Source organism: Rhodococcus sp. 05-2256-B1 (assembly GCF_002258465.1).
Classification (GTDB): Bacteria; Actinomycetota; Actinomycetes; order Mycobacteriales; family Mycobacteriaceae; genus Rhodococcoides; species Rhodococcoides fascians.
This window is the reverse complement of sequence record NZ_NOZA01000030.1, coordinates 468,330-487,730: the sequence shown is the minus strand read 5'-3', so window position 1 is coordinate 487,730 and position 19,401 is coordinate 468,330. Positions and strand designations below refer to the sequence as shown.

The window sequence follows — 19,401 nt, the reverse complement described above, 5'->3', positions numbered from 1 at the left end:
TCAGGCCCCCTGACCGGATGTAGCTGATTCGTCGTCGACTGACCATTCTGTGTGGATCGACAGGCCTCGCTTGTGGATCTGAGGGGCGAGGCTTGCGGACTTGATGGCGTCCCTGCTGTATCCAACCGCGAATCCTGCGGTGTAGGCCTCGGATGCTCGGACCCACGGTTCGGTGTTCTCAAGCAACCAGCCAGTCAGCCACAGCTCACACGAGACGACGGTGTTGACGCTGCCCTTACCGAGTGACCACACGGTGCCGGACCCCTTGCGGGCCGCTACGCCGATGAGATCGCACTTTTTGACGGCCTGACGCAAATTGTCGATCTTGAATCCGGCAGCACCTCCAGCGCTGTACACGGTGCTCGACTCAACGGTGGTCGTACCGGCGGCGATGAGCTCCGTGACGTGAGCGGTGACCCATTGCAGGGCAGTCACCCTCTTGTCGCTGTCCGCCACGACGTGGAGACGGGGTGGTGTCTCGACGACTTCGCCGGACACCCTCCACCGGGTCGGTTCGGGTGCAGTGGTGACACTGTTCTGACCTATGTCCTCACTGGGTTTTTCCTCAGTGGAGACACCAGTGGGGACATTCTGTTTTGCCTGGTCATCGCCAGTAGGGACAAGTGAGGACACTGTTTGAGTAACAGGGGGGTCACTCATGTCCTCGCTGTCCCCACTGATGAACTCGCCATCAATGATCGTGGCGAGCGACCAGAACGTCTTGCGTGGGAACCCGCGCGGGGTCATCTTCACTTTGATTGCTGATGCCGCCCTGCTTATAGTTTTCGTGCTGACCCCGAGTGCTTTCGCACCGTCGCGCTTGGCAACGGTGCTGTCCACCTGCCCGTTCTCGGTGAGGTAGTCCTCCAACCACACCTCGGATTCCTTGCGGTCGTCGCTGTCGTCATCCGGTGCTGCCGATCGCCGCGCCTCGTCGACATTGATGTCCACATCACCTGTGAAGGTGATCCGGCCGACCTCCTCGATGCCGTGCTCGGGGAGCGAGATGTTCTCGAATGCGTAGCCGATCGACCGCGGCGACGGTGACAGGTTGCCCTTCACATCGGAGATGACACCCTCTGTCTCGCCGTCCTCGCGATGGAAGGCGAGCACCTGTCGCGGAACGTCTGTCCATTCTGATGCCCCCTTGACTGCGTCGCGGGCCTTACGTTCGCCGTCCTTGCCGAGATGCGCGATACCGAGCACGACCGCGTTGAGTCGGCCGGCCATGCGCTGAATCGGCTCGAGGAACGCACGGACGTCATCACCGGAGTTCGCCGACATCTTGGAGGACTTGAACGATGTCAACGCATCGAAGACCACGAACCGGCAACCGAGGGCAGCAAGATCTTCTTCGAGACGAGCGATGTCTCGGGGCAGCTGAAGTGTGGCTTCCGAGATGGTGCCGTCCTCCATCTGGACGCCGACATCGAGGAATTTGATCAGGTCGAGGTCGGCTCCGGCGGCAAGCATTTTCGGGGTGATGTGCATTGCCCGGTCTTCTTCCGAGTGAAGCCACGCGACGACCTCATTGTTGCGGGTGGCTTCAGCGGCCCATGCTGCGCAGGCGGTCGACTTTCCTGCGTTGCCGCGGCCAGCGGGCACGGTGAGGCATCCGCGTGGGATCAGGTGGTGTTCCCACCAATCGACGCGGACCGGTTTCACGTCGGACCCGCTGAGCCAGGTGAATACCCTGGGGTCGTAGTCGCTCACGCTGCTGTGCTCCTTCGCGTCTCGGCGTTGCGCCGTGTTCTGCGCTCGATCGCAGCCTGGTCGCGGCGGCCTTTTTCGTATCCGACCTGGTACCCGTATGAACCCCAATGCATCTCTGCCGCAACACGGTCGACGCCCTCGGAATACGCGACCCGCTCGTTGGGGCCTCGCTCGACTGCCCAGCAGGCCTCCAGCGCGAGCACGGCGATGGCTGCCCATTTCACTCGGTCTCCGGCTGCCATCCATTCAGGGGATCCGGCAACCGGCAGTGGGTCGAGCCGCCCCTCGCCACGGTCACGTGTTTCGAGGATCATCGGTGCGACGAATTCCAGTACTGCCGTCAGCGGTGGGGCCTCGGTGAGGTCGACACTCCACAGTTCGTTCGCTGTTCTCACGCGGCGTCACCGCCAACTGCGGGCGTCAGCACCGTGGTTGCCCGCTGTGCCTTGACGTCGGTACGTCTCCACAGCCGAGACGGCGCATCCCACGCCCCCGGTCTGCGGGCAGGGCCGTATCCGGCGAACTCGATCAGCTCTCGATGTTGCAATGCCCGAATGAGAGCACCGTGACGGGAAGAATGGTCGTCGGCGTGAGGTGCGATGTATTCGAAAACGTCAGCGGCTGTGAATGTGTAGTCAGTAGGCAGGTTCTCCACGTACAGGAAGCCTTGTGTGAATAGTTCACTCCGAGCGTTGTCCGTGGCCTGCTGAATTCCGGGGATCTTGGATACCATGGTGGTGTCCCTTTCGGGTGGTGGTGGGGAGGCCGGATCCTGGTGGGTGTCCGGCCTCCCCCGTGGTCAATGCGGTGCCTGGCATATGACCGAGAGGTCGTTCTCAGTAGGAATCTCGTGCGGCGGTCGCCGCCGAGGGACTATCCGGTAAAGCGTCTGAAATCCGTTGCGAGCCAGCACATCGACTGCGCCGCCAACGCGATCGCGAGGAACACCTCAAGCGGAGTCATTGAAGTGCCTCCCGGATAGCGGCTTGGGATCGGACAGCGCTCTCGTCGCGGCGCAATCGAGACTGGGACTGGTTGTCGGCTTCGGCGAGGGTTTCAGCGACTGCGGTCACCAGATCCACGGCCTCGCCGATGTCGAGAGTGATTACGACGTTGGAGCTGTACGCAATTCGGACGCGGCCGGATCCGGTGAGTCCGACGCAGACTGGCTCGTCGGTCATCTCGTCGAGTTGGACGAACATCAGGCCACCTCGATCGTGTCGGCCACTGTTAGCAGCGCGGCCGCGAGAGCACGGGCCTCAGCGGCGGTGAGGTGGACAGCGCGGTCCAGGTTGCCCAGCTCGCGATGAATCAGGTCGAGATGCATGTACGCCGTGGGTAACTGGTTGGATCCGCGAGACGGTGTCACCCCGAGCCTTGACGAATACGTTCCGAAGGAATCCTGGTCAAACTCCTCGAGCGACAGATCGACGTAGTTGTCTGTCCCGAAGCAGTGCTGGTCAACACGACTGCTCTCGTTGGGGTGCCCATCACCATCCACGCACCATGGCGTGCACTGAATCTTGATGCCGCCGCTCATCGGGCTTCTCCCGCGATCTCGTCCGAAGTGCCGGTGGCGACGTCGACCAACAGCAACAGCATGTGCGCGAGCTCTGTAGCTTCACTGATCGTCAACCGGGCACTGTGCCATTCTTTCCACTTCTGATCGTTCTCAAGGAAGGTCCTTCGGGTGAGGTTCACGCACGGCTCGGACTCCGAAACTTCCTGCATCAAGACGGCTTTTAGATGCGCGAACATGAACACGTCATCGTCCCGCTGCCCCCGTTCCTCCCGTAGGTTCAGGCGAATCGGGACCGAACGCCAGAGGGATCGTGCGGGTGTGGGGCTCTCGTATGTCTCGCCGTCATCCATCCATCCCGGTGCCTGTGCCTGCCGTTCGGCGTACAACGCATTCAGCACGTTGCCGCGGGACTCCACCGTCGTGTAGTCGAAGTCGCGGGCGTAGAGGCCGTACAGGGGTGAACCCGGCTGTGCCTTCTTGTGGTTCTCGGCCATGAAGGTCGCGAGGTCGGTGTCCTCGACGTCGTCACGGTCGGTCGACTGCTCTACACTCATCTCAGATTCCTTCTTCCTGCTGGTTGTCGGATTCGATGCCCTCGGCCACATCTGCGGTTGCACCCGCGTGGTCGGGGGTGTTCTCGTTTGCGAGTTGCTTCGGGCAACTCACCTCGTAGGGGTCGGGCGTGAGAGGCATCAGGCCGCGCCACCGCTTGCTGTCGCCGATTCCTGCTCAGCAACCCAGGCGAGGACGACGCTCCTGCGCCACACCCGCCGGCGTCCGAGCTTGAAGCTCTTCGGCCCCTGACCGATGTGCGCCCAGTACCGCCACGTGCCCTCTGGGACACCCGTGTTCTCGGCACACTGCCTTGCTTGCCAGAACTCTTCTGCCTGCTTCGCAATGTCTGTGTGTGTCATGGACTTCCATTTCTTCGTTGGGAAACCTCGTCTTCCGTTACGAGGAAATCACACACTTGTGACGTTTGCAACCTTGGCGAGGGTGATAGCGTTTCCTCCTATGGGAAACGAGGAGCAGACGGAGAGCCTGGAGGATCGCTTCGGGCGTCGAGTCAGGATGGAACGAGAACGCCAGGGGTGGACCCAAGCAGATCTAGCCAAGGCCCTTGAACAGCAGGGGCTTAACCTTCATCCCTCCGCAATTGCAAAGATCGAGTTGCGTGACGTCGAACGGCCGCGCGCCATTCGGCTCGATGAAGCCCATGCCATCGCTCAGGTTTTCGGACTCTCCATAGATGACATGCACGAAAGCCAAGACGACCGCGTGCGTTGGACTGGGAACAGGTTGCGAACCTGGCTTGCCAGCCTGTTGAGCGTGCTGCAGGACGGACAACTTATGGCCGATGAAATCGACGCGCTGATCGAGATGACCGACGAATCGGAACGAGAGAGCGTCAAGGAACTGCTGATGACTGATCGCGTCACAGCCCTCGTCGACAACTCGAGCCAAACTGCAAGCACATTGATGACGGCCCTCCGCCACCCATCACGAGCAGTCGGCATCGACTGGGCCTCGAAGCCGAAGCCATGACGCATCCGCAGCGAAACCGGCGAGCAGGGGTGGAGGATCTCTGGGTAAAGGCAGACAAGAACAGGTCTGCCCTATATGGCCGCGGAAAACGCTGGCGCGCAAGGTATGTCGATGACGAAAGCCGCGAGCACACCAAGCGCTTCGACCGCAAGACCGATGCGCAGTCCTGGCTCGACACCATCGTCGCGAGCCAGATCACCGGCAACTACGTTGATCCGAAACTGGGCAAGATCACGTTTGCGTCGTTCTACCGCGAATGGTCGACGCGACAGGTCTGGGTGCCGGGAACGCTCCAGGCAATGAACCTGGCGGCCAACGGGGTGACGTTCGCGAACGTGCCGCTGGGCGACCTACGCCCGTCGCATATCGAGACGTGGGTGAAGTCCATGCAGGACAAACCGCTCGCTGCGTCGACGATCAAGACTCGATTCATGAACGTGCGATCAGTCCTGCGAGCTGCCAAGCGCGACAAGGTGCTCGGGTCAGACCCGACCGAGAACGTGACACTCCCCCGGCGACGGCGTGCCGAGGCGGCCATGAGGATTCCCGAACCACAGCACGTGGGCCAACTCGTGGCGGAGGCCGAGAACGTGTTCACCGCTTTCGTAGCCCTGGCGGCATTCGCCGGCCTCAGACTGGGCGAGGCCGCAGCACTCAGGATCGGTGACGTCGATTTCCTCCGAAGAGAGATCCACGTGCAGCGTCAGGTGCAACGTGCGAACGGCGGACAGGTCGAGATCCGGCCACCGAAGTACGGGAGCGAGCGAACGATCCCGGCACCTGATGGTCTTCTCGAGATTCTGGCCGAGCATGTCCGTGAGGGGTATGCATTGAGTACCGACCCCGGGGCGTGGCTTTTCCCAGGCGAGAACGGCCATCCGTGGCATCAGAACTCGGTCGGGTATCGATGGCGGCGGACCAAGTTGTCGGCCGGCCAGCCCGACTGGCATCTGCACGATCTCAGGCACTTTTACGCATCGGGCTTGATCTACGCCGGGTGCGATGTGGTGACCGTACAGAAGGCCCTCGGGCACAGCTCACCGAACGTGACCTTGTCGACGTACGCGCATTTGTGGCCGAACGCCGACGACCGAACGCGCAAAGCAGCCTCGGCTATGTTCACCGAGGCTACTGCGTACTCTCTGCGTACCGGGGGCCCGAAAACAGGCGTTGACCAGCAGGTCTAAACGTTGAAGCGGAACTCCACCACATCGCCGTCGGACATCACGTAGTCCTTGCCCTCGATGCGCACCTTGCCAGCAGCCTTGGCCGAGGCCATCGAACCTGCGGCGACGAGGTCGTCGAAGGACACGATTTCGGCCTTGATGAAGCCGCGCTCGAAGTCGGTGTGAATGACGCCTGCGGCCTGGGGCGCGGTGTCGCCCTGGTGAATTGTCCACGCGCGAGCCTCTTTCGGGCCTGCGGTGAGGTAGGTCTGCAAGCCCAGAGTGTGGAAGCCGGCGCGGGCCAACGCGTCGAGACCGGGCTCGGTCTGACCGACGGATTCGAGCAGCTCGGCTGCCGACTCCTTGTCGAGTTCGAGCAATTCCGACTCGATCTTCGCATCCAGGAACACCGCATCGGCGGGGGCGACCAGTCGAGCGAGTTCGCCGATCTTCGCGTCGTCGGTCAGCACCGACTCGTCAGCGTTGAAGACGTACAGGAACGGCTTGGTGGTGAGCAGCTGGAATTCACTGAGCAGCTCGAAGTCGAGCTTCGCCTTCGCCGAGAACAGCGTCTTGCCGTCGTTCAGAACAGCCTGCGCAGCCAGAGCCGCGTCGAGCGCCGGCTTGCGGTCCTTCTTGATCCGCACCTCTTTCTCGAGGCGCGGGATCGCCTTCTCGAGGGTCTGCAGATCAGCGATCGCGAGTTCGGTCTCGATGACCTCGATATCCGCGGTCGGGTCGACGCGACCATCGACGTGGACCACGTCGTCGTCGGCGAAGACGCGAACGACCTGGCAGATGGCGTCGGCCTCACGGATGTTGGCGAGGAACTTGTTGCCCAGGCCTGCGCCCTCGGACGCACCCTTGACGATGCCGGCGATGTCGACGAACGACACCAGCGCGGGCACGAGCTTCTCCGAACCGAACACCTCGGCCAGCTTCTCGAGCCGGGGATCCGGCAGCGCGACCACGCCGACGTTGGGCTCGATGGTCGCGAACGGATAGTTCGCGGCCAGCACATCGTTGTTGGTCAGTGCATTGAAGAGGGTGGACTTGCCGACGTTGGGCAGTCCGACGATTCCGAGGGTGAGGCTCACGGTCTATGGAGTCTACTTTGACGACACGGCCAGCTCGGACAGTGCCCGGCCAGCGTCTGCTCGACGGCGTGATCGGCCGTGCCGGTCATGTGGTGATCGCCGAATTCGGGTCCCAGCTGGCCAGGATCGGCAGGACGTGTGCCGTACTGGAATTCTCCTCGACCGTGTAGACGATCAGACTTTGATCCTGCGCGCTCGGCGAGGTCAGAAACTCGATTCCGAATTGCAGGGTGCCCGCCGCCGGGTGCTGGATGATCTTGGTTGCACCTGCGAATTCGGCGACCTCGTGATCTCTCCACCATTGCTCGAAACAAGGCTCGGTCGAACGCAATTCGTCGATCAGCGCGGTCAACTCCGAATCCCCTGGCCTTCGAGCAAGATCGCGGCGCAGCGCGGCAACCGAGGCCGCCGCGAACTGCGACCAATTGACGATTCGCTCGCGCGCGATGGGATTGCGAAACAAATAGTCAAACAGCGAATCCCCGGCGGACGACTGCAGACTCAACACCGCACGAACCAGCGCATTGCTGGCCAAGATGGTTCCCGAGCGCCCGAGCAGTAGCACCGGCACGTGATCGAGCGCCCGCATCACCTGCAGCAATCCCGGATCCGGTCGCTCCGGGGCGCTGCCGACCGGCACAGCCGGAGATGCGAGATCGAGCAGATGCGCGGACTCCACCCGGTCGAGTTTCAACGCCCGAGCAATTGCCCGCAGCACCTCGGGTGAGACGTTGGCCTGGCGACCCTGTTCGAGCTTGCTGTAGTAATCCGGGCTCACTCCGGCCAGCGCTGCGAGCTCTTCGCGCCGCAGGCCCGGGACCCGTCGCGCACCGGGATAGATCGATACTCCCGCCTCGGCTGGAGTGATGCGGTCGCGTCGATCACGCAGAAATGCGCTCAGCGCCGACCTGTCGTTGTTCACGAAATCCACAGTAGCCACGCGAGCGATGGCCAACCTGGTCATGACAGACCTAGGTCGAACGACGCCTGGTCCGCTCGATTCCGCGACCGTAGACATGGCGTCATGACATCTTCCAGTTCCACACAACTCCATGGACGCACCGCCGTCGTCACCGGATCGACCAGTGGGATCGGTGCGGCCATCGCGCTCACCCTCGCCGACCACGGGGCAAAGGTGGTCGTCAGCGGCCGCGACGCCGAGCGCGGCAAAGCCCTGGCGGCCCGCATCTCGGAAGCCGGCGGCACAGCGGCATTCGTCGACGTCGATCTCGCCGGCAGCTACGAAGAACTTCGCGAGTTCGCCGCCCGCACTACCGACACCCTCGGCGGCCGCGTCGACATTCTCGTCAACAACGCCGGTATCTATCCGGCCACCGCGACAGCCGATCTTCCCGACGACCAGCTCGATGCCATGCTCGCCGTCAACGTCCGAGCGCCGCACGTGCTCGTCGGTGAGCTCGCACCGGCCATGGCCGAGCGCGGCAGCGGAGTCATCGTGAACATCGGGTCGTGGATGGCCACGATGGGCAGTCCGTTCGCTGCGATGTATTCCGCCACCAAAGCCGCCGACGAGCAGCTCACTCGCAGCTGGGCCGCCGAGTTCGGCCCACGCGGTGTGCGAGTGAACGCCCTCGCGCCCGGAGCGACTCTGACTCCGGGCAACAAGGATGCACGCCAGGTACTCGACGCCATGACGGCCGGAACCCCGGCAGGCACAGTGCTGTCGCCGCAGAACATCGCCGACGGTGTGCTGTTCCTGGTCTCGGACGATGCCGCGATGGTGCACGGAACCACGCTCTACGTCGACGGCGGTATCTCGGTCACCCGCGGGTGAGCAGCACACCGCCGTCGACGCATCACATGTTGGAGACGACCAAGCCGATGAACGCCAGGTAGAGAACGATGAAGACGCCGAAGATGATGAGGGACAGCTTGCCGAAGAACGCCGCGCGCTGCGACGAGTACTGCGCGCCCTGGACATCACCCATCGACCACAGAGGATGGACCTTGAGCGCGTGATTGAACGCGGGGATGGCCAGTGGCCAGAAGAAGATGACTGCCACCACTGCCCACCCTGCGTTCGATGCGGGCAGCGCGGGCGCGAAGGGCTGCGCCGCGGGAAAGTTCTGCTGATGAGTTTGCTCGTACGGTCCCGACATGTGGTGTTCCCCCCGAATGAATGAAGTGATGACACCCGGTACGACGCAGCCCAGGACCATCCGGTTCCAGGCCGCCGCCACTCGGCGCACACGAATGACCGCCGGGCGCATCGCGAAGTGTCGATTCGAGGACGTGCAAGTGCGTCACGCATAGGGTGATCGCAGTCACACCTGCGACCATGGAGACCCCACACATGTCACTGAAAGCGGCCGACGATCCACACGTCGAATTGCTGAAGACAGACCCCGACCTACCACCTGTCGGAGTCGTCGATTCCCATCCCATGACGCCGATCAAGCGTCTGATGCTCGTCGTTATCGGCCTGCTCGGCGGCGTCGCCTGGACGATCATCGCCATCGTCCGCGGCGAGAATCCCAACGCAGTCTGGTTCGTCATCGCCGCGGTGTGTACCTACATCTTCGCGTTTCGCTTCTACGCCAGGCTGATCGAACGCAAGATCGTCTTTCCTCGCGACGACCGAGCCACGCCCGCCGAGATCTTGGAGAACGGCAAGGACTACATGCCGACGGACCGTCGGGTGCTGTTCGGCCATCACTTCGCCGCAATCGCCGGAGCGGGCCCCCTCGTCGGACCGGTTCTGGCGGCCCAGATGGGCTACCTGCCCGGCACCATGTGGATCATCATCGGCGTCGTGTTCGCCGGGGCCGTCCAGGATTTCCTGGTGCTGTGGATCTCGACGCGTCGCAACGGCCGCAGCCTCGGCCAGATGGCCCGTGACGAACTCGGAGTAGTCGGCGGAACCGCCGCGCTGATCGCGGTGTTCGTCATCATGATCATCCTGATCGCGGTTCTTGCTCTCGTCGTCGTCAACGCGCTCGCCGAAAGCCCATGGGGCGTCTTCTCGATCGCGCTCACCATCCCCATCGCCTTGTTCATGGGCGTCTACCTGCGATTCCTGCGACCGGGCAACGTCACCGAGGTCTCGCTCATCGGTGTCGTACTGCTGCTGTTCGCGATCATCGCCGGCGGCTGGGTTGCCGAAACCGAGTGGGGCACCGATTGGTTCACCCTCTCCAAGGTGACCGTCGCCTGGCTCCTGATCGGCTACGGCTTGCTCGCGTGCATCCTGCCGGTGTGGCTGTTGCTCGCACCGCGCGACTACCTGTCGACGTTCATGAAGGTCGGCACCATCGCGCTGCTGGCCGTCGGCATTCTCATCGCGCGCCCTGAAATCCAGATGCCCGCCATGACGAGCTTCGCGACCGAGGGCAACGGCCCGGCATTCGCCGGATCACTGTTCCCGTTCTTGTTCATCACCATCGCCTGCGGCGCGCTGTCGGGTTTCCACGCTCTGATCTCCTCCGGCACCACGCCGAAGTTGCTCGAGAAGGAAAAGCAGATGCGCATGATCGGCTACGGCGGCATGCTCACCGAGTCGTTCGTCGCCATCATGGCGCTCATCACCGCCTGCGTTCTCGATCAGCACATCTACTTCGCGCTGAACGCACCGGCGACGCTGACCGGCGGTACTCCCGAGACCGCGGCGGAGTACGTCAACGGTTTGGGATTGAGCGGCGGAGACATCTCGGCCGGCGAATTGAGCCAGGCCGCAGCCGATGTGGGCGAGGAGTCGATCATCTCCCGTACCGGCGGCGCTCCGACGCTGGCGTTCGGTATGTCCGAGGTTCTGCACCAGGTGTTCGGCGGAGAATCGCTCAAGTCGTTCTGGTACCACTTCGCGATCATGTTCGAGGCACTGTTCATCCTCACCACGGTCGATGCCGGCACCCGCGTCGCACGCTTCATGCTCTCCGACAGCATCGGCAACCTGCCCGGAGCCTCGGCCAAGAAGTTCAAGGACCCGTCGTGGCGTCCCGGAGCATGGATCTGCTCGCTGATCGTCGTCGCAGCCTGGGGCGCAATCCTTCTCATGGGAGTCACCGACCCGCTCGGCGGCATCAACACCCTGTTCCCGCTGTTCGGTATTGCCAATCAGTTGCTCGCCGCCATCGCCCTGACGGTGGTCATGGTGATCGTCGTCAAACGAGGTCTCTACAAATGGGCCTGGATCCCCGGCATTCCGCTCGCCTGGGACCTCATCGTCACGATGACGGCCTCGTACCAGAAGATCTTCTCCTCCACCCCGGCCATCGGTTACTGGACGCAGCATTCGCAGTTCCGTGACGCAAAGGAGCAGGGCCTGAGCAGCTTCGGCAGCGCAAAGACCCCCGAGGCCATCGACGCGGTCATTCGCAACACGTTCATCCAGGGCACCCTCTCGATCATCTTCGCGGTACTCGTCCTGGTCGTCGTCATCGCCGGAGTCATCGTGTGCGTCAGAGCCGTTCGCGGAGCTGATCTGCCGGACAACGAGGAGCCGGAGGTGCCGTCGAAGATCTTCGGTCCCGCCGGATTCGTCCTCACCCCCGCCGAGAAGCAGATTCAGGCCGAGTGGGACGAACTGATCGATGCGGGCACCGTTCGACGCCCCGGGTCGGCGCACTAGATGCGCGGGCTGTGGTGGTGGATCACCTCGGTGATGGGTGATCACGATTACGACCGCTACGTCGCGCATCTGGCCCGGCACCACCCGGGCCAGGAGCCACCGACCGTGCGGCAGTACTGGAAAGACCGGCACGCGGAGGCGGACCGAAACCCAGGGGCTCGCTGCTGCTGACACGGTGCTGTCCGATTTCCGCTAGCACTGGCGGGATCGCGCTGACACAGTAGAAGCATGAGCAGCGAACGGCAGGTGCAAGAACTGGACTTCGATCGGTGTTATCGCGCGGTCTCCTCGCGTGACGCACGGTTCGACGGCCAGTTCTTCACCGCCGTCTCCACCACTGGCATCTACTGTCGACCTTCCTGCCCGGCGCGCACCCCCAAGCCCGGCAACGTCTCGTTTTTGGCCACGGCAGCAGCGGCCCAACAATCCGGCTACCGCGCCTGCCGCCGTTGCCAGCCCGACGCCACCCCCGGTTCCCCACGATGGAACATCCACTCGGATCTCAGTTCTCGTGCGATGCGGCTGATCTCCGACGGAGCCGTCGAGCGCGGGGGCGTCGACGGCCTCGCCAGCACCCTCGGCTACTCGAGCCGCCAACTGACTCGCGTTCTGACGGCAGAAGTGGGTGCCGGGCCGCTCGCGTTGGCTCGCGCCCATCGCGCGCATACCGCCCGCACGTTGATCCAGACCACCGACATGTCGATGGCCGACATCGCCTTCGCCGCCGGCTTCTCGAGCGTCCGCCAGTTCAACGACACCGTCAAAGAGGTCTTCGCCGTCGATCCGACGACCCTGCGGCGAGAAGCGCACCGGTCGGCCTTACCTACTGCGGGTGGCACCGTCACGTTGCGCCTGCCGTACCGCGCGCCGCTGGACCGCGGCTGGGTCGAGTGGTTTCTTCGAGGCCATGTGGTCGAGGGCATCGAATCGTTTTCCGACGACGGCGAATACGTGCGTTCACTGCAGTTACCGCACGCTGCCGGACTGGTGGCACTGCGCATCCTGGACGGATTTGTCAGCGCCGCACTGACTCTGCAGGACATGCGCGACCTCGCTCCGGCCGTGGCCAGGATTCGACACCTGCTCGATCTCGACGCCGATCCGCTTGCCGTCGGCGAAGCCCTGCGCGCCGACCCCCAACTCGCGCCGAGCGTCGAGGCCCATCCGGGCATCAGGGCCCTCGGGGTCGTCGACGGGGCGGAGATGTTGCTGCGCACCGTCATCGGGCAACAGATCTCGCTGAAGGCTGCGGCGACCCACACCGCCAGGCTCGTCGACGCGCTCGGGGCACCACTGGATTTCGGCGACGGACGCGTCGGACGGCTGTTCCCCGACGCTGCCGTCATCGCCGAACGCGGCCACGAGGTCCTCACCGGCCCGGCGGCTCGGGTCCAGACCGTCATCCGCGTCGCCGACGCCATCGCGTCGGGAACGGTGACATTGCACCCCGCTCGGGAGGGCCCGGATCTGGAACGAGAACTGCTCAAGCTCAAGGGAATCGGGCCGTGGACGGCCCGCTATGTCGTCATGCGACTGTTGGGCGACCCCGACGTTCTGCTCGACACCGACCTCGTCGTCCGGCAAGGCGCACAGGCGCTGGACATTTCGCTGAAGAACTCCCAACGCTGGGCACCGTGGCGTTCGTACGTCTCGATGCACCTGTGGATCACCGCACTGGAAAGAAGGCAGGCATGATGGCCACCTCCGCAACGCAGGACACCCCTATCGGTCCGTTCACCACCATCGTCGACGCCGATCAGCGCGTGCTGGCGTCGGGCTGGACCGCCGATGTCGAGCAACTCCGAGTGTTGATCCATCCGACGTTGCGACCCACCGACGTCCGCTCGGCGACCGACCTCGGTGCTGTCACCGCAGCTGTCGACTCCTATCACCGCGGCGACGTCGACCGCATCGACGACATCGACGTCGCACAACGATCGGGCGAATTCCTGATGCACGCCTGGGACGTGCTGCGCACTGTCGAACCCGGAGCGCCGGTGACTTACTCCGCGTTCGCGGAATTGTCCGGACGGCCGACGGCGATTCGCGGTGCCGCGTCGGCGTGCGCGCGCAATGCCGCCGCCCTGTTCGTACCGTGCCACCGAGTGGTTCGGATCGGCGGTGCGCTCGGTGGATTCCGTTGGGGACTGCCGACGAAGAAATGGCTGTTGGCCCACGAGGCGCTCTGACCGACACCGCGTCGGAGTGGGACGTTAAGGTTCTTCACGAACCGCCACCCGCCGAATGTGAGGACCCACCGTGACCGAATCGGCAGTTCCCGGCAGTACTGCGAAGCCCGCGAAGTCCGGACGAGATCGCGGGGACCTCATCGGAACCGGTGGCCTCTGGCTGGCGAAATGGTCGCTCATCCTGATCTCCATCGCGGCCGGCGCGTGGGTGTTCGGTTGGCTGATCGGTCATCTCTGGGTGATTCTGCTACCGGTTCTACTCGCGGTGATCGTGGCCACGGTTCTGTGGCCACCGGCGAAATTGATGATGCGCCTTGGCTTTCCGCCTGCGCTGGCATCGTCCGTGTCGCTCGTGGTGTTCTTCGTCGTGATCGGCGGGGTCATCACTCTGATCATTCCGTCGGTGGCCGAGCAGGCTCCCGAGTTGGTCGATCAGGCGTCGGGCGGCATCGGTCAGGTGCAGGACTGGCTCAAGGGACCGCCGCTCAACATCGGCGACGACCAGATCGACAATGCGGTATCGGCCATCGTCTCGCGGCTGCAAGACAGCGGCGACGTCATCGCGACCGGCGTGTTCAGCGGTGTCTCGGCAGCCGGTTCCATCCTCGTGACCCTTGCCCTGGTGCTCGTGCTGTCGTTCTTCTTCGTCAAGGACGGCCCGAAGTTCCTGCCGTGGCTGCACGGATTCTCCGGCGGCCGCGCGGGACGCCATCTCGGCGAAGTCCTCTCCCGCATGTGGGTGACGCTGGGCGGTTTCATCCGGACCCAGGCCATCGTCAGCTTCATCGACGCGTTCTTCATCGGGCTCGGATTGGTGATCCTCGGTGTCCCGCTGGCATTGGTGCTCGCCACCCTGACGTTCCTCGGTGGCTTCATCCCCATCGTCGGTGCGTTCGTCGCGGGCGCTCTCGCTGTGCTCGTCGCATTGGTAGCCAACGGTCTGACGACCGCGTTGATCGTGCTCGCGATCATCCTCGCGGTGCAGCAGCTCGAAGGCAACGTGCTGCAGCCGATCCTGCAGAGCCGCAGCATGAATCTGCATCCAGCGATCGTGCTGCTGGCCGTCACCGGAGGCAGCTCGCTGTTCGGGATCATCGGCGCGTTCCTCGCAGTGCCCGCTGCCGCGGTGGCTGCTGTGCTGATTCGCTACGTCTCCGAACAGATCGACGAGCGATCGAACGAGCCCGATCAGGACGAGCTCGAGGATCAAATCCCCGCACCCGAGGGACTGACCGACGAACAGGCCGGCCTCGAAGACGAGGACGAGGACGAGGACGAGAAGGCTACGACGGAGAAGAAGTAGCTCCGATCAGGACGCGACGACCTGCAGTGTCGAGCCCGCGCGTCCACGCTTGACGTAGAGGCGGCTCGGAATGCGCTGACGCATTTCGTCGACGTGACTGACGACTCCGACGACGCGGCCGCCCGCACGTAATTCGTCGAGCACGGCCATCACCGATTCCAGCGTGTCCGCATCCAGCGTGCCGAACCCCTCGTCGATGAACATGGTGTCGAGCACGACCCCGCCGGATTCGGCGGCCACGACATCGGCGAGACCCAGCGCGAGCGAGAGCGACGCCAGAAACGCCTCGCCGCCCGAGAGCGTCTTGGCCGACCGCACCACACCGGTGTAGTCGTCGCGGATGTCGAGACCGAGTCCACCCCGCTTTCCGCGAACGCCGGCCTCGTCGGAGTGCACGAATTCGTATCGACCCGAGGACATCCGACGCAAGCGTGCCGATGCCGACTCGGCGACGTCCTCGAGACGGGACGCAAGCACGTAGGACCGCAGCGACATCTTGCGTGCATTCTGCCCACGCCCGGCGACCACATCCGCCAGGTTGGCGAGCTCGTCGAACTCGGCGCGTTGCGGCGCGATGGCCGCAGCCGCGACGAACAGTTCGGCGACCAACCGCTCGAGATCGTCCGCGCGTCGGCGACACTCGGCCACCTCCCCCGCGGCGACCTTCGCCTCGCCGTCCAATTCGGCGAACCGGGCACGCAGCGGATCCAGGTCGATCGGCGGTTGCCCGCTCTGGGCGACGATGCCGGGTTCGAGCAGCACGTGTTCGGCGTGTGCCCGACGCTCCTCTGCCAGACGAAGCTCGGTCTCGATCTGCTCGACGCGGTCCTTGGTGAGAACGGCATCTGCTGCTGCATCGGCGGAATCGAAGTTCGATGCCGATACCCGTCGATCCAGTTCGCCGCGCAGCGCGGCATGCTGCTCGCTGGCGTCGAGCCAGGCGATTCGCGCTTCCTGCAGTCGGCGGGCACCGTCGATCAGCTTCTCGCACTCGGCAATTCGCTCGGTCAACGATGTGCCTTCGGCAATTTCCTCGGCTACCGACGCTCGCATCTGCGCCACCGATCGCTCGGTGGCTGCGATGCGTTCGTCGAGCGCGCTGCGCCTGGCGACGAGATCCTGCAGCGTGACCGCCAGCGCATCCGACTCGGCGCGCAGCCGGCGCAGCTCGGTCGTCGCCGGGTCGAGGTCGGCGGCCCTCGCTCGGGCGTCTCGGACGGCAGTCGTCGCCGCATCGAGGGTGTGAGCAAGCTCCGCGGCGGAGGCTCCGCCCGTCCGGTCGTGCAGCAGATCGACCGCACGACTGGCGTCGGCGACGGCCGCGATCGACCGTTCCAGCTCGGCAGCGCATTTCCGCTCCGCGACAGCGGCCTTGTCCTCCTGCGCTTTCGTGACCGTCGACGTCGCGGCAGCCGCCGGATTCGGGTGTTCGGCCGACCCGCAGACGACACACGGCGCACCGGGCTCGAGGCGGGCAGCCAGCTCTGCGGCCATGCCGTCGATGCGGCGTTCGCGCAGCTCCAGCAAATGCTCCCAGGCGCTGTTGCGCGCGGTTGCAGCACGGTCCCTGACGCGTTCTGCCTCGACGAGAACGGCTCGGGTCCGCACCAATTCGAGGGCCGACTCGGCGGCCGCCTGAGCGCGGGCGCACCGCTCGTCCAGTCCCGGAAGCTCGGCAGCGGCCGCAGCTGCGCGCGCCACCCGCGCTTCCACGGCGGCGAGGGTTTCGGGAAGTGTCGCCTGTTTCGTCGTCGTGCGTTCGATGGCAGCAACGGTCTCGGCGCGCTGTGCGCGCTGTTCTGCGAGCTCGGCGTCCAGCCGGTCGGCCTCACGGGCTGTTCCGAGCAGCGACTGCAGCCGTGCGACATCGGTGGTCCATGCTCGCACGAACTCGGCAACCACTGCCCGCTCGTCGGCCGGATCGTTTTGTACCGGCGGCCACTGCAGTGCGCCGTGGAAGCGCCTGCCCTCTGCGGACGTCGGCAGTGCCTGTTCCGCGGCGGTCAGCGACGTGGTGGCCGCATCTGCGGTGGTGGCGGCAAGGCGTAGATCGGCGACGGCGTCGGCGATGGGCCCCGCAGCGGCAGAGTCGGCCAGTTCCGCGCGTCGCGTTGCTCGGGCGGCTTCGCCGTCCCGGTACTGCGCGAGTTGCTCTTCGGCGATGGCGCGTCGGCGCTGCAGGTCCAGGGCGCTGGTGGCCTCGGCCAGCGCGGCGGACGCACGCCCGGCTGCCGCGTCGACCAGCACCGCACGACCCTGGGCGAGAGTTCTGTTCTGCCGTGCACCGTCCAGAACCCGTGCCGCCCATTCGAGGGGATCCTGGGCCTGCTCACCGGGCGCGGCGTCGTCGGTGGACGGCTCGGGTACGCCCGCGGCCTGGGACACTCTGCCCAGCATGATGTCGATGGCCTGGTCGGCGTCGGCAAGACCGGCGGCCAATTCTCGACGGCGCTCGGCAAACCACTCCTCCACGTCGCCGAATCTGCCTGTGTCGAAAAGCCTTTCGAGTAGGTTTCCGCGCTCGTCGCTGTCTGCTCGCAGAAACTTCGCGAACTCGCCCTGCGGCAACAACACCACTTGAAAGAACTGGTCGGCACTCATTCCGAGCAACCCGTTGACCGCGTCGCCGATCTCGTTGAGCCGCGTCAGGTTCTGCCCACGCCCGTCGAGCCACGTGAGACTCGCCTTGGCATGCTGCTTGGTGGTGCCGGCAGTCCTGAGCTTGGGGCGCAGGAACTCCGGACTGCGCACGATCCTGATTCGTCGCCCACCGAGCGTTGCTTCGAGGGTCACCTGCGGGACGGCACCTGTCGCGGCGTGGTCGGACAGCAGCCTCTTGCCCTCCCGCCGCGCTCCGGGAACGGTGCCGTAGAGCGCAAAGGCAACGGCGTCGAGCACTGTCGTCTTCCCGGCTCCGGTCTGGCCGTGCAACAGAAACAACCCGTCGGCCCCCAGCGCGTCGAAATCGACCGTCTCCGTTCCCGCGAAGGGGCCGAAGGCGGTGATCTCGAGTGAGTGCAGCCTCATGCAGCGCCGCGGTCGACGGTGCTCGCCGGTGTGCGCGTGGATTCGGCCTCGCGCTGCACGGAAGCAAGTGCGCGCTCGAAGAGCGCGGACTCGGCTGCGGTGGGCGCGCTACGCATGTCCGTCAGGAACGACGTCGCGATCTCGAGGTCGCTGCGGCCGCGGACACGATCGCGATACCGAAGCCCCCCGTCGTCTTCGGGTCGACGCCACTCGAGATGGATCGCGTGCCGAAAACGCTGTTGCAGCAACCGCATTGCATCAACGGGACGTACCTCGTCGGTCAGTACTGCCGAGACGTAGTGGTCCTCGTATTCGGAAAAGGCTGCGTGAGTGGTCAATTCCTCGACCGTGCCTTCGATGCGGGCGAGACCGCGAACCACCGGCAAGTCCACTCGATCGACGCTGCCGAGCCCGTCGGCGTCGAGTTCGAGAATCCACACGGCCTTACGGTGCGAGCGTTCGCCGAACGAGTACGGCAACGGGGAGCCGGAGTACCGGACCCGCTCGGTGAGTGTCTGCGGAGAATGCAGATGACCCAGGGCCACGTAGTCGACGCCGTCGAATGCCGATGCCGGTGCGGTTTCGATTCCCCCGGACGAAATCGATCGCTCCGAACCTGTCGCTTCGCCGCCGACGATGAACGCATGCGCGAGGACGACGGACCGAACATGTTGCCCTGCTTCGCCTCTCGCTGCGAGGTCGGCGCGCACCAGGTCCATGGCAGCATCGAGCACCTCGGCGTGCGTCCGTGCCGCCGGAACGTCGAGTTCGACTCGGGTGGTCTCGGGCTCGAGGTACGGAATGCCGTAGAACGCAACCGATCCGTGCTCGTCGTCGACGACCACCGGGGTCGCGACGCTGCCGACCTTGGTCATCAGATGCAGTCCACCGGCCGACGCGAACGCAGCTCCGGCACCCAACCGAGCGGGCGAATCGTGGTTACCCGACGTCGCGACGATGACGGCTCCGGCGGCTCTGATTGCTTCGAGTCCGCGATTGCAGACCACTACGGCATCCGCGCTCGGCACGGCGCGGTCGTAGATGTCACCCGGGACGACTACCACGTCGATCGACTGTGCGGCAACCAGTTCCGCGATGGACTCGAGCACTGCGCCCTGATCGGCCAACAGGTCGACACCGTGGAAGGTGCGACCTATGTGCCAGTCCGAGGTGTGCAGGATTCTCATGTCGACGACGCTATCGGCAACCACCGACAAACTATTCGAGGCTCGTCGGCCTGTCGGGCGTGAG

21 protein-coding genes are annotated in these 19,401 nt (G+C 64.6%); 8 read left to right on the top strand and 13 right to left on the bottom strand.

Features of this window, described 5'->3' with window-relative positions; genetic code table 11:
• The 8 genes from CH285_RS19480 to CH285_RS19455 form a co-directional block, all read right to left on the bottom strand.
• A complete protein-coding gene (locus tag CH285_RS19480; protein WP_176458504.1) occupies positions 1 to 1,713 on the bottom strand; it encodes an AAA family ATPase in 1,713 nt (570 codons plus the stop codon).
• The gene (locus CH285_RS28020) at positions 1,710 to 2,108 is read right to left on the bottom strand and encodes a hypothetical protein (RefSeq protein WP_176458505.1); all 399 of its coding nucleotides are present in this window, start codon (positions 2,106 to 2,108) and stop codon (positions 1,710 to 1,712) included. The genes CH285_RS19480 and CH285_RS28020 overlap by 4 nt, the downstream gene beginning before the upstream one ends.
• Positions 2,105 to 2,446, bottom strand: a complete 342-nt coding sequence (locus tag CH285_RS19475) for a hypothetical protein (RefSeq protein ID WP_094644005.1) — start codon at positions 2,444 to 2,446, stop codon at positions 2,105 to 2,107. Before CH285_RS19475 ends, CH285_RS28020 begins: the two co-directional genes overlap by 4 nt.
• A gap of 226 nt (positions 2,447 to 2,672) precedes the next feature.
• Entirely contained in the window at positions 2,673 to 2,915 is a 243-nt protein-coding gene (locus CH285_RS19470) for a hypothetical protein (RefSeq protein ID WP_094644004.1), read from the bottom strand.
• Entirely contained in the window at positions 2,915 to 3,253 is a 339-nt protein-coding gene (locus tag CH285_RS19465; protein WP_094644003.1) for a DUF6907 domain-containing protein, read from the bottom strand. The genes CH285_RS19470 and CH285_RS19465 overlap by 1 nt, the downstream gene beginning before the upstream one ends.
• The gene (locus CH285_RS19460; protein ID WP_094644002.1) at positions 3,250 to 3,789 is read right to left on the bottom strand and encodes a hypothetical protein; all 540 of its coding nucleotides are present in this window, start codon (positions 3,787 to 3,789) and stop codon (positions 3,250 to 3,252) included. Before CH285_RS19460 ends, CH285_RS19465 begins: the two co-directional genes overlap by 4 nt.
• 1 nt (position 3,790) lies before the next feature.
• Positions 3,791 to 3,928, bottom strand: a complete 138-nt coding sequence (locus CH285_RS28015; protein ID WP_176458506.1) for a hypothetical protein — start codon at positions 3,926 to 3,928, stop codon at positions 3,791 to 3,793.
• On the bottom strand, positions 3,928 to 4,149 hold the full coding sequence (locus CH285_RS19455; protein ID WP_255032486.1) for a DNA-binding protein: 222 nt from the start codon (positions 4,147 to 4,149) through the stop codon (positions 3,928 to 3,930). Before CH285_RS19455 ends, CH285_RS28015 begins: the two co-directional genes overlap by 1 nt.
• A gap of 100 nt (positions 4,150 to 4,249) precedes the next feature.
• On the opposite strand from CH285_RS19455, the gene CH285_RS19450 reads away from it, so the two are divergent.
• Positions 4,250 to 4,780, top strand: coding sequence for a helix-turn-helix transcriptional regulator (locus CH285_RS19450; RefSeq protein WP_176458507.1), 531 nt, complete (start codon positions 4,250 to 4,252; stop codon positions 4,778 to 4,780).
• Positions 4,777 to 5,967, top strand: a complete 1,191-nt coding sequence (locus CH285_RS19445) for a tyrosine-type recombinase/integrase (protein ID WP_094644000.1) — start codon at positions 4,777 to 4,779, stop codon at positions 5,965 to 5,967. Before CH285_RS19450 ends, CH285_RS19445 begins: the two co-directional genes overlap by 4 nt.
• On the opposite strand, the gene ychF is transcribed toward CH285_RS19445, so the two are convergent.
• Together ychF and CH285_RS19435 are read right to left on the bottom strand one after the other, a co-directional pair.
• Entirely contained in the window at positions 5,964 to 7,043 is a 1,080-nt protein-coding gene (ychF, locus tag CH285_RS19440) for a redox-regulated ATPase YchF (protein WP_032369673.1), read from the bottom strand. The genes CH285_RS19445 and ychF overlap by 4 nt on opposite strands.
• 85 nt (positions 7,044 to 7,128) lie before the next feature.
• Positions 7,129 to 7,965 (bottom strand): helix-turn-helix transcriptional regulator, encoded by an 837-nt coding sequence (locus tag CH285_RS19435; RefSeq protein ID WP_032369871.1) that lies wholly within the window; start codon positions 7,963 to 7,965, stop codon positions 7,129 to 7,131.
• A gap of 102 nt (positions 7,966 to 8,067) precedes the next feature.
• On the opposite strand from CH285_RS19435, the gene CH285_RS19430 reads away from it, so the two are divergent.
• Positions 8,068 to 8,838, top strand: a complete 771-nt coding sequence (locus tag CH285_RS19430; protein WP_032365335.1) for an SDR family NAD(P)-dependent oxidoreductase — start codon at positions 8,068 to 8,070, stop codon at positions 8,836 to 8,838.
• 22 nt (positions 8,839 to 8,860) lie between these two features.
• On the opposite strand, the gene CH285_RS19425 is transcribed toward CH285_RS19430, so the two are convergent.
• Entirely contained in the window at positions 8,861 to 9,163 is a 303-nt protein-coding gene (locus CH285_RS19425) for a CD225/dispanin family protein (RefSeq protein WP_176458508.1), read from the bottom strand.
• A gap of 194 nt (positions 9,164 to 9,357) precedes the next feature.
• Here CH285_RS19425 and CH285_RS19420 point away from each other — a divergent pair, with 194 nt between their 5' ends.
• The 5 genes from CH285_RS19420 to CH285_RS19400 all read left to right on the top strand — a co-directional run bounded on the left by CH285_RS19420 (position 9,358) and on the right by CH285_RS19400 (position 15,123).
• Positions 9,358 to 11,631, top strand: coding sequence for a carbon starvation CstA family protein (locus CH285_RS19420; protein WP_094644070.1), 2,274 nt, complete (start codon positions 9,358 to 9,360; stop codon positions 11,629 to 11,631).
• The gene (locus CH285_RS19415) at positions 11,632 to 11,802 is read left to right on the top strand and encodes a YbdD/YjiX family protein (RefSeq protein WP_072692145.1); all 171 of its coding nucleotides are present in this window, start codon (positions 11,632 to 11,634) and stop codon (positions 11,800 to 11,802) included. It begins immediately after the preceding gene.
• Positions 11,803 to 11,859: 57 nt separating this feature from the next.
• On the top strand, positions 11,860 to 13,326 hold the full coding sequence (locus CH285_RS19410) for an AlkA N-terminal domain-containing protein (protein ID WP_094643998.1): 1,467 nt from the start codon (positions 11,860 to 11,862) through the stop codon (positions 13,324 to 13,326).
• A complete protein-coding gene (locus CH285_RS19405; protein ID WP_176458523.1) occupies positions 13,326 to 13,820 on the top strand; it encodes a methylated-DNA--[protein]-cysteine S-methyltransferase in 495 nt (164 codons plus the stop codon). Before CH285_RS19410 ends, CH285_RS19405 begins: the two co-directional genes overlap by 1 nt.
• A 70-nt stretch (positions 13,821 to 13,890) precedes the next feature.
• Positions 13,891 to 15,123, top strand: coding sequence for an AI-2E family transporter (locus CH285_RS19400; RefSeq protein WP_032369674.1), 1,233 nt, complete (start codon positions 13,891 to 13,893; stop codon positions 15,121 to 15,123).
• 6 nt (positions 15,124 to 15,129) lie between these two features.
• Here the strand turns inward: CH285_RS19400 and CH285_RS19395 are convergent, their stop codons facing one another.
• A complete protein-coding gene (locus CH285_RS19395; RefSeq protein WP_094643997.1) occupies positions 15,130 to 18,150 on the bottom strand; it encodes an AAA family ATPase in 3,021 nt (1,006 codons plus the stop codon).
• Complete coding sequence (locus CH285_RS19390) at positions 18,147 to 19,337, bottom strand: exonuclease SbcCD subunit D (RefSeq protein WP_032375527.1); 1,191 nt, start codon at positions 19,335 to 19,337, stop codon at positions 18,147 to 18,149. Before CH285_RS19390 ends, CH285_RS19395 begins: the two co-directional genes overlap by 4 nt.
• Between the last annotated feature and the right edge of the window lie 64 nt (positions 19,338 to 19,401).

Excerpts from the sequence above, each read along its gene's own strand:
- CH285_RS19390 (WP_032375527.1), bottom strand. The coding sequence starts at position 19,337 with ATGAGAATCCTGCACACCTCGGACTGGCACATAGGTCGCACCTTCCAC.
- CH285_RS19410 (WP_094643998.1), top strand. The coding sequence starts at position 11,860 with ATGAGCAGCGAACGGCAGGTGCAAGAACTGGACTTCGATCGGTGTTAT.
- CH285_RS19415 (WP_072692145.1), top strand. The coding sequence starts at position 11,632 with ATGCGCGGGCTGTGGTGGTGGATCACCTCGGTGATGGGTGATCACGAT.
- CH285_RS19475 (WP_094644005.1), bottom strand. The coding sequence starts at position 2,446 with ATGGTATCCAAGATCCCCGGAATTCAGCAGGCCACGGACAACGCTCGG.
- CH285_RS19405 (WP_176458523.1), top strand. The coding sequence starts at position 13,326 with ATGGCCACCTCCGCAACGCAGGACACCCCTATCGGTCCGTTCACCACC.
- CH285_RS19445 (WP_094644000.1), top strand. The coding sequence starts at position 4,777 with ATGACGCATCCGCAGCGAAACCGGCGAGCAGGGGTGGAGGATCTCTGG.
- CH285_RS19395 (WP_094643997.1), bottom strand. The coding sequence starts at position 18,150 with ATGAGGCTGCACTCACTCGAGATCACCGCCTTCGGCCCCTTCGCGGGA.
- CH285_RS19460 (WP_094644002.1), bottom strand. The coding sequence starts at position 3,789 with ATGAGTGTAGAGCAGTCGACCGACCGTGACGACGTCGAGGACACCGAC.
- CH285_RS19430 (WP_032365335.1), top strand. The coding sequence starts at position 8,068 with ATGACATCTTCCAGTTCCACACAACTCCATGGACGCACCGCCGTCGTC.
- CH285_RS19465 (WP_094644003.1), bottom strand. The coding sequence starts at position 3,253 with ATGAGCGGCGGCATCAAGATTCAGTGCACGCCATGGTGCGTGGATGGT.
- CH285_RS19425 (WP_176458508.1), bottom strand. The coding sequence starts at position 9,163 with ATGTCGGGACCGTACGAGCAAACTCATCAGCAGAACTTTCCCGCGGCG.
- CH285_RS19455 (WP_255032486.1), bottom strand. The coding sequence starts at position 4,149 with ATGACACACACAGACATTGCGAAGCAGGCAGAAGAGTTCTGGCAAGCA.
- CH285_RS19420 (WP_094644070.1), top strand. The coding sequence starts at position 9,358 with ATGTCACTGAAAGCGGCCGACGATCCACACGTCGAATTGCTGAAGACA.
- CH285_RS19470 (WP_094644004.1), bottom strand. The coding sequence starts at position 2,915 with ATGTTCGTCCAACTCGACGAGATGACCGACGAGCCAGTCTGCGTCGGA.
- CH285_RS19450 (WP_176458507.1), top strand. The coding sequence starts at position 4,250 with ATGGGAAACGAGGAGCAGACGGAGAGCCTGGAGGATCGCTTCGGGCGT.
- CH285_RS28015 (WP_176458506.1), bottom strand. The coding sequence starts at position 3,928 with ATGCCTCTCACGCCCGACCCCTACGAGGTGAGTTGCCCGAAGCAACTC.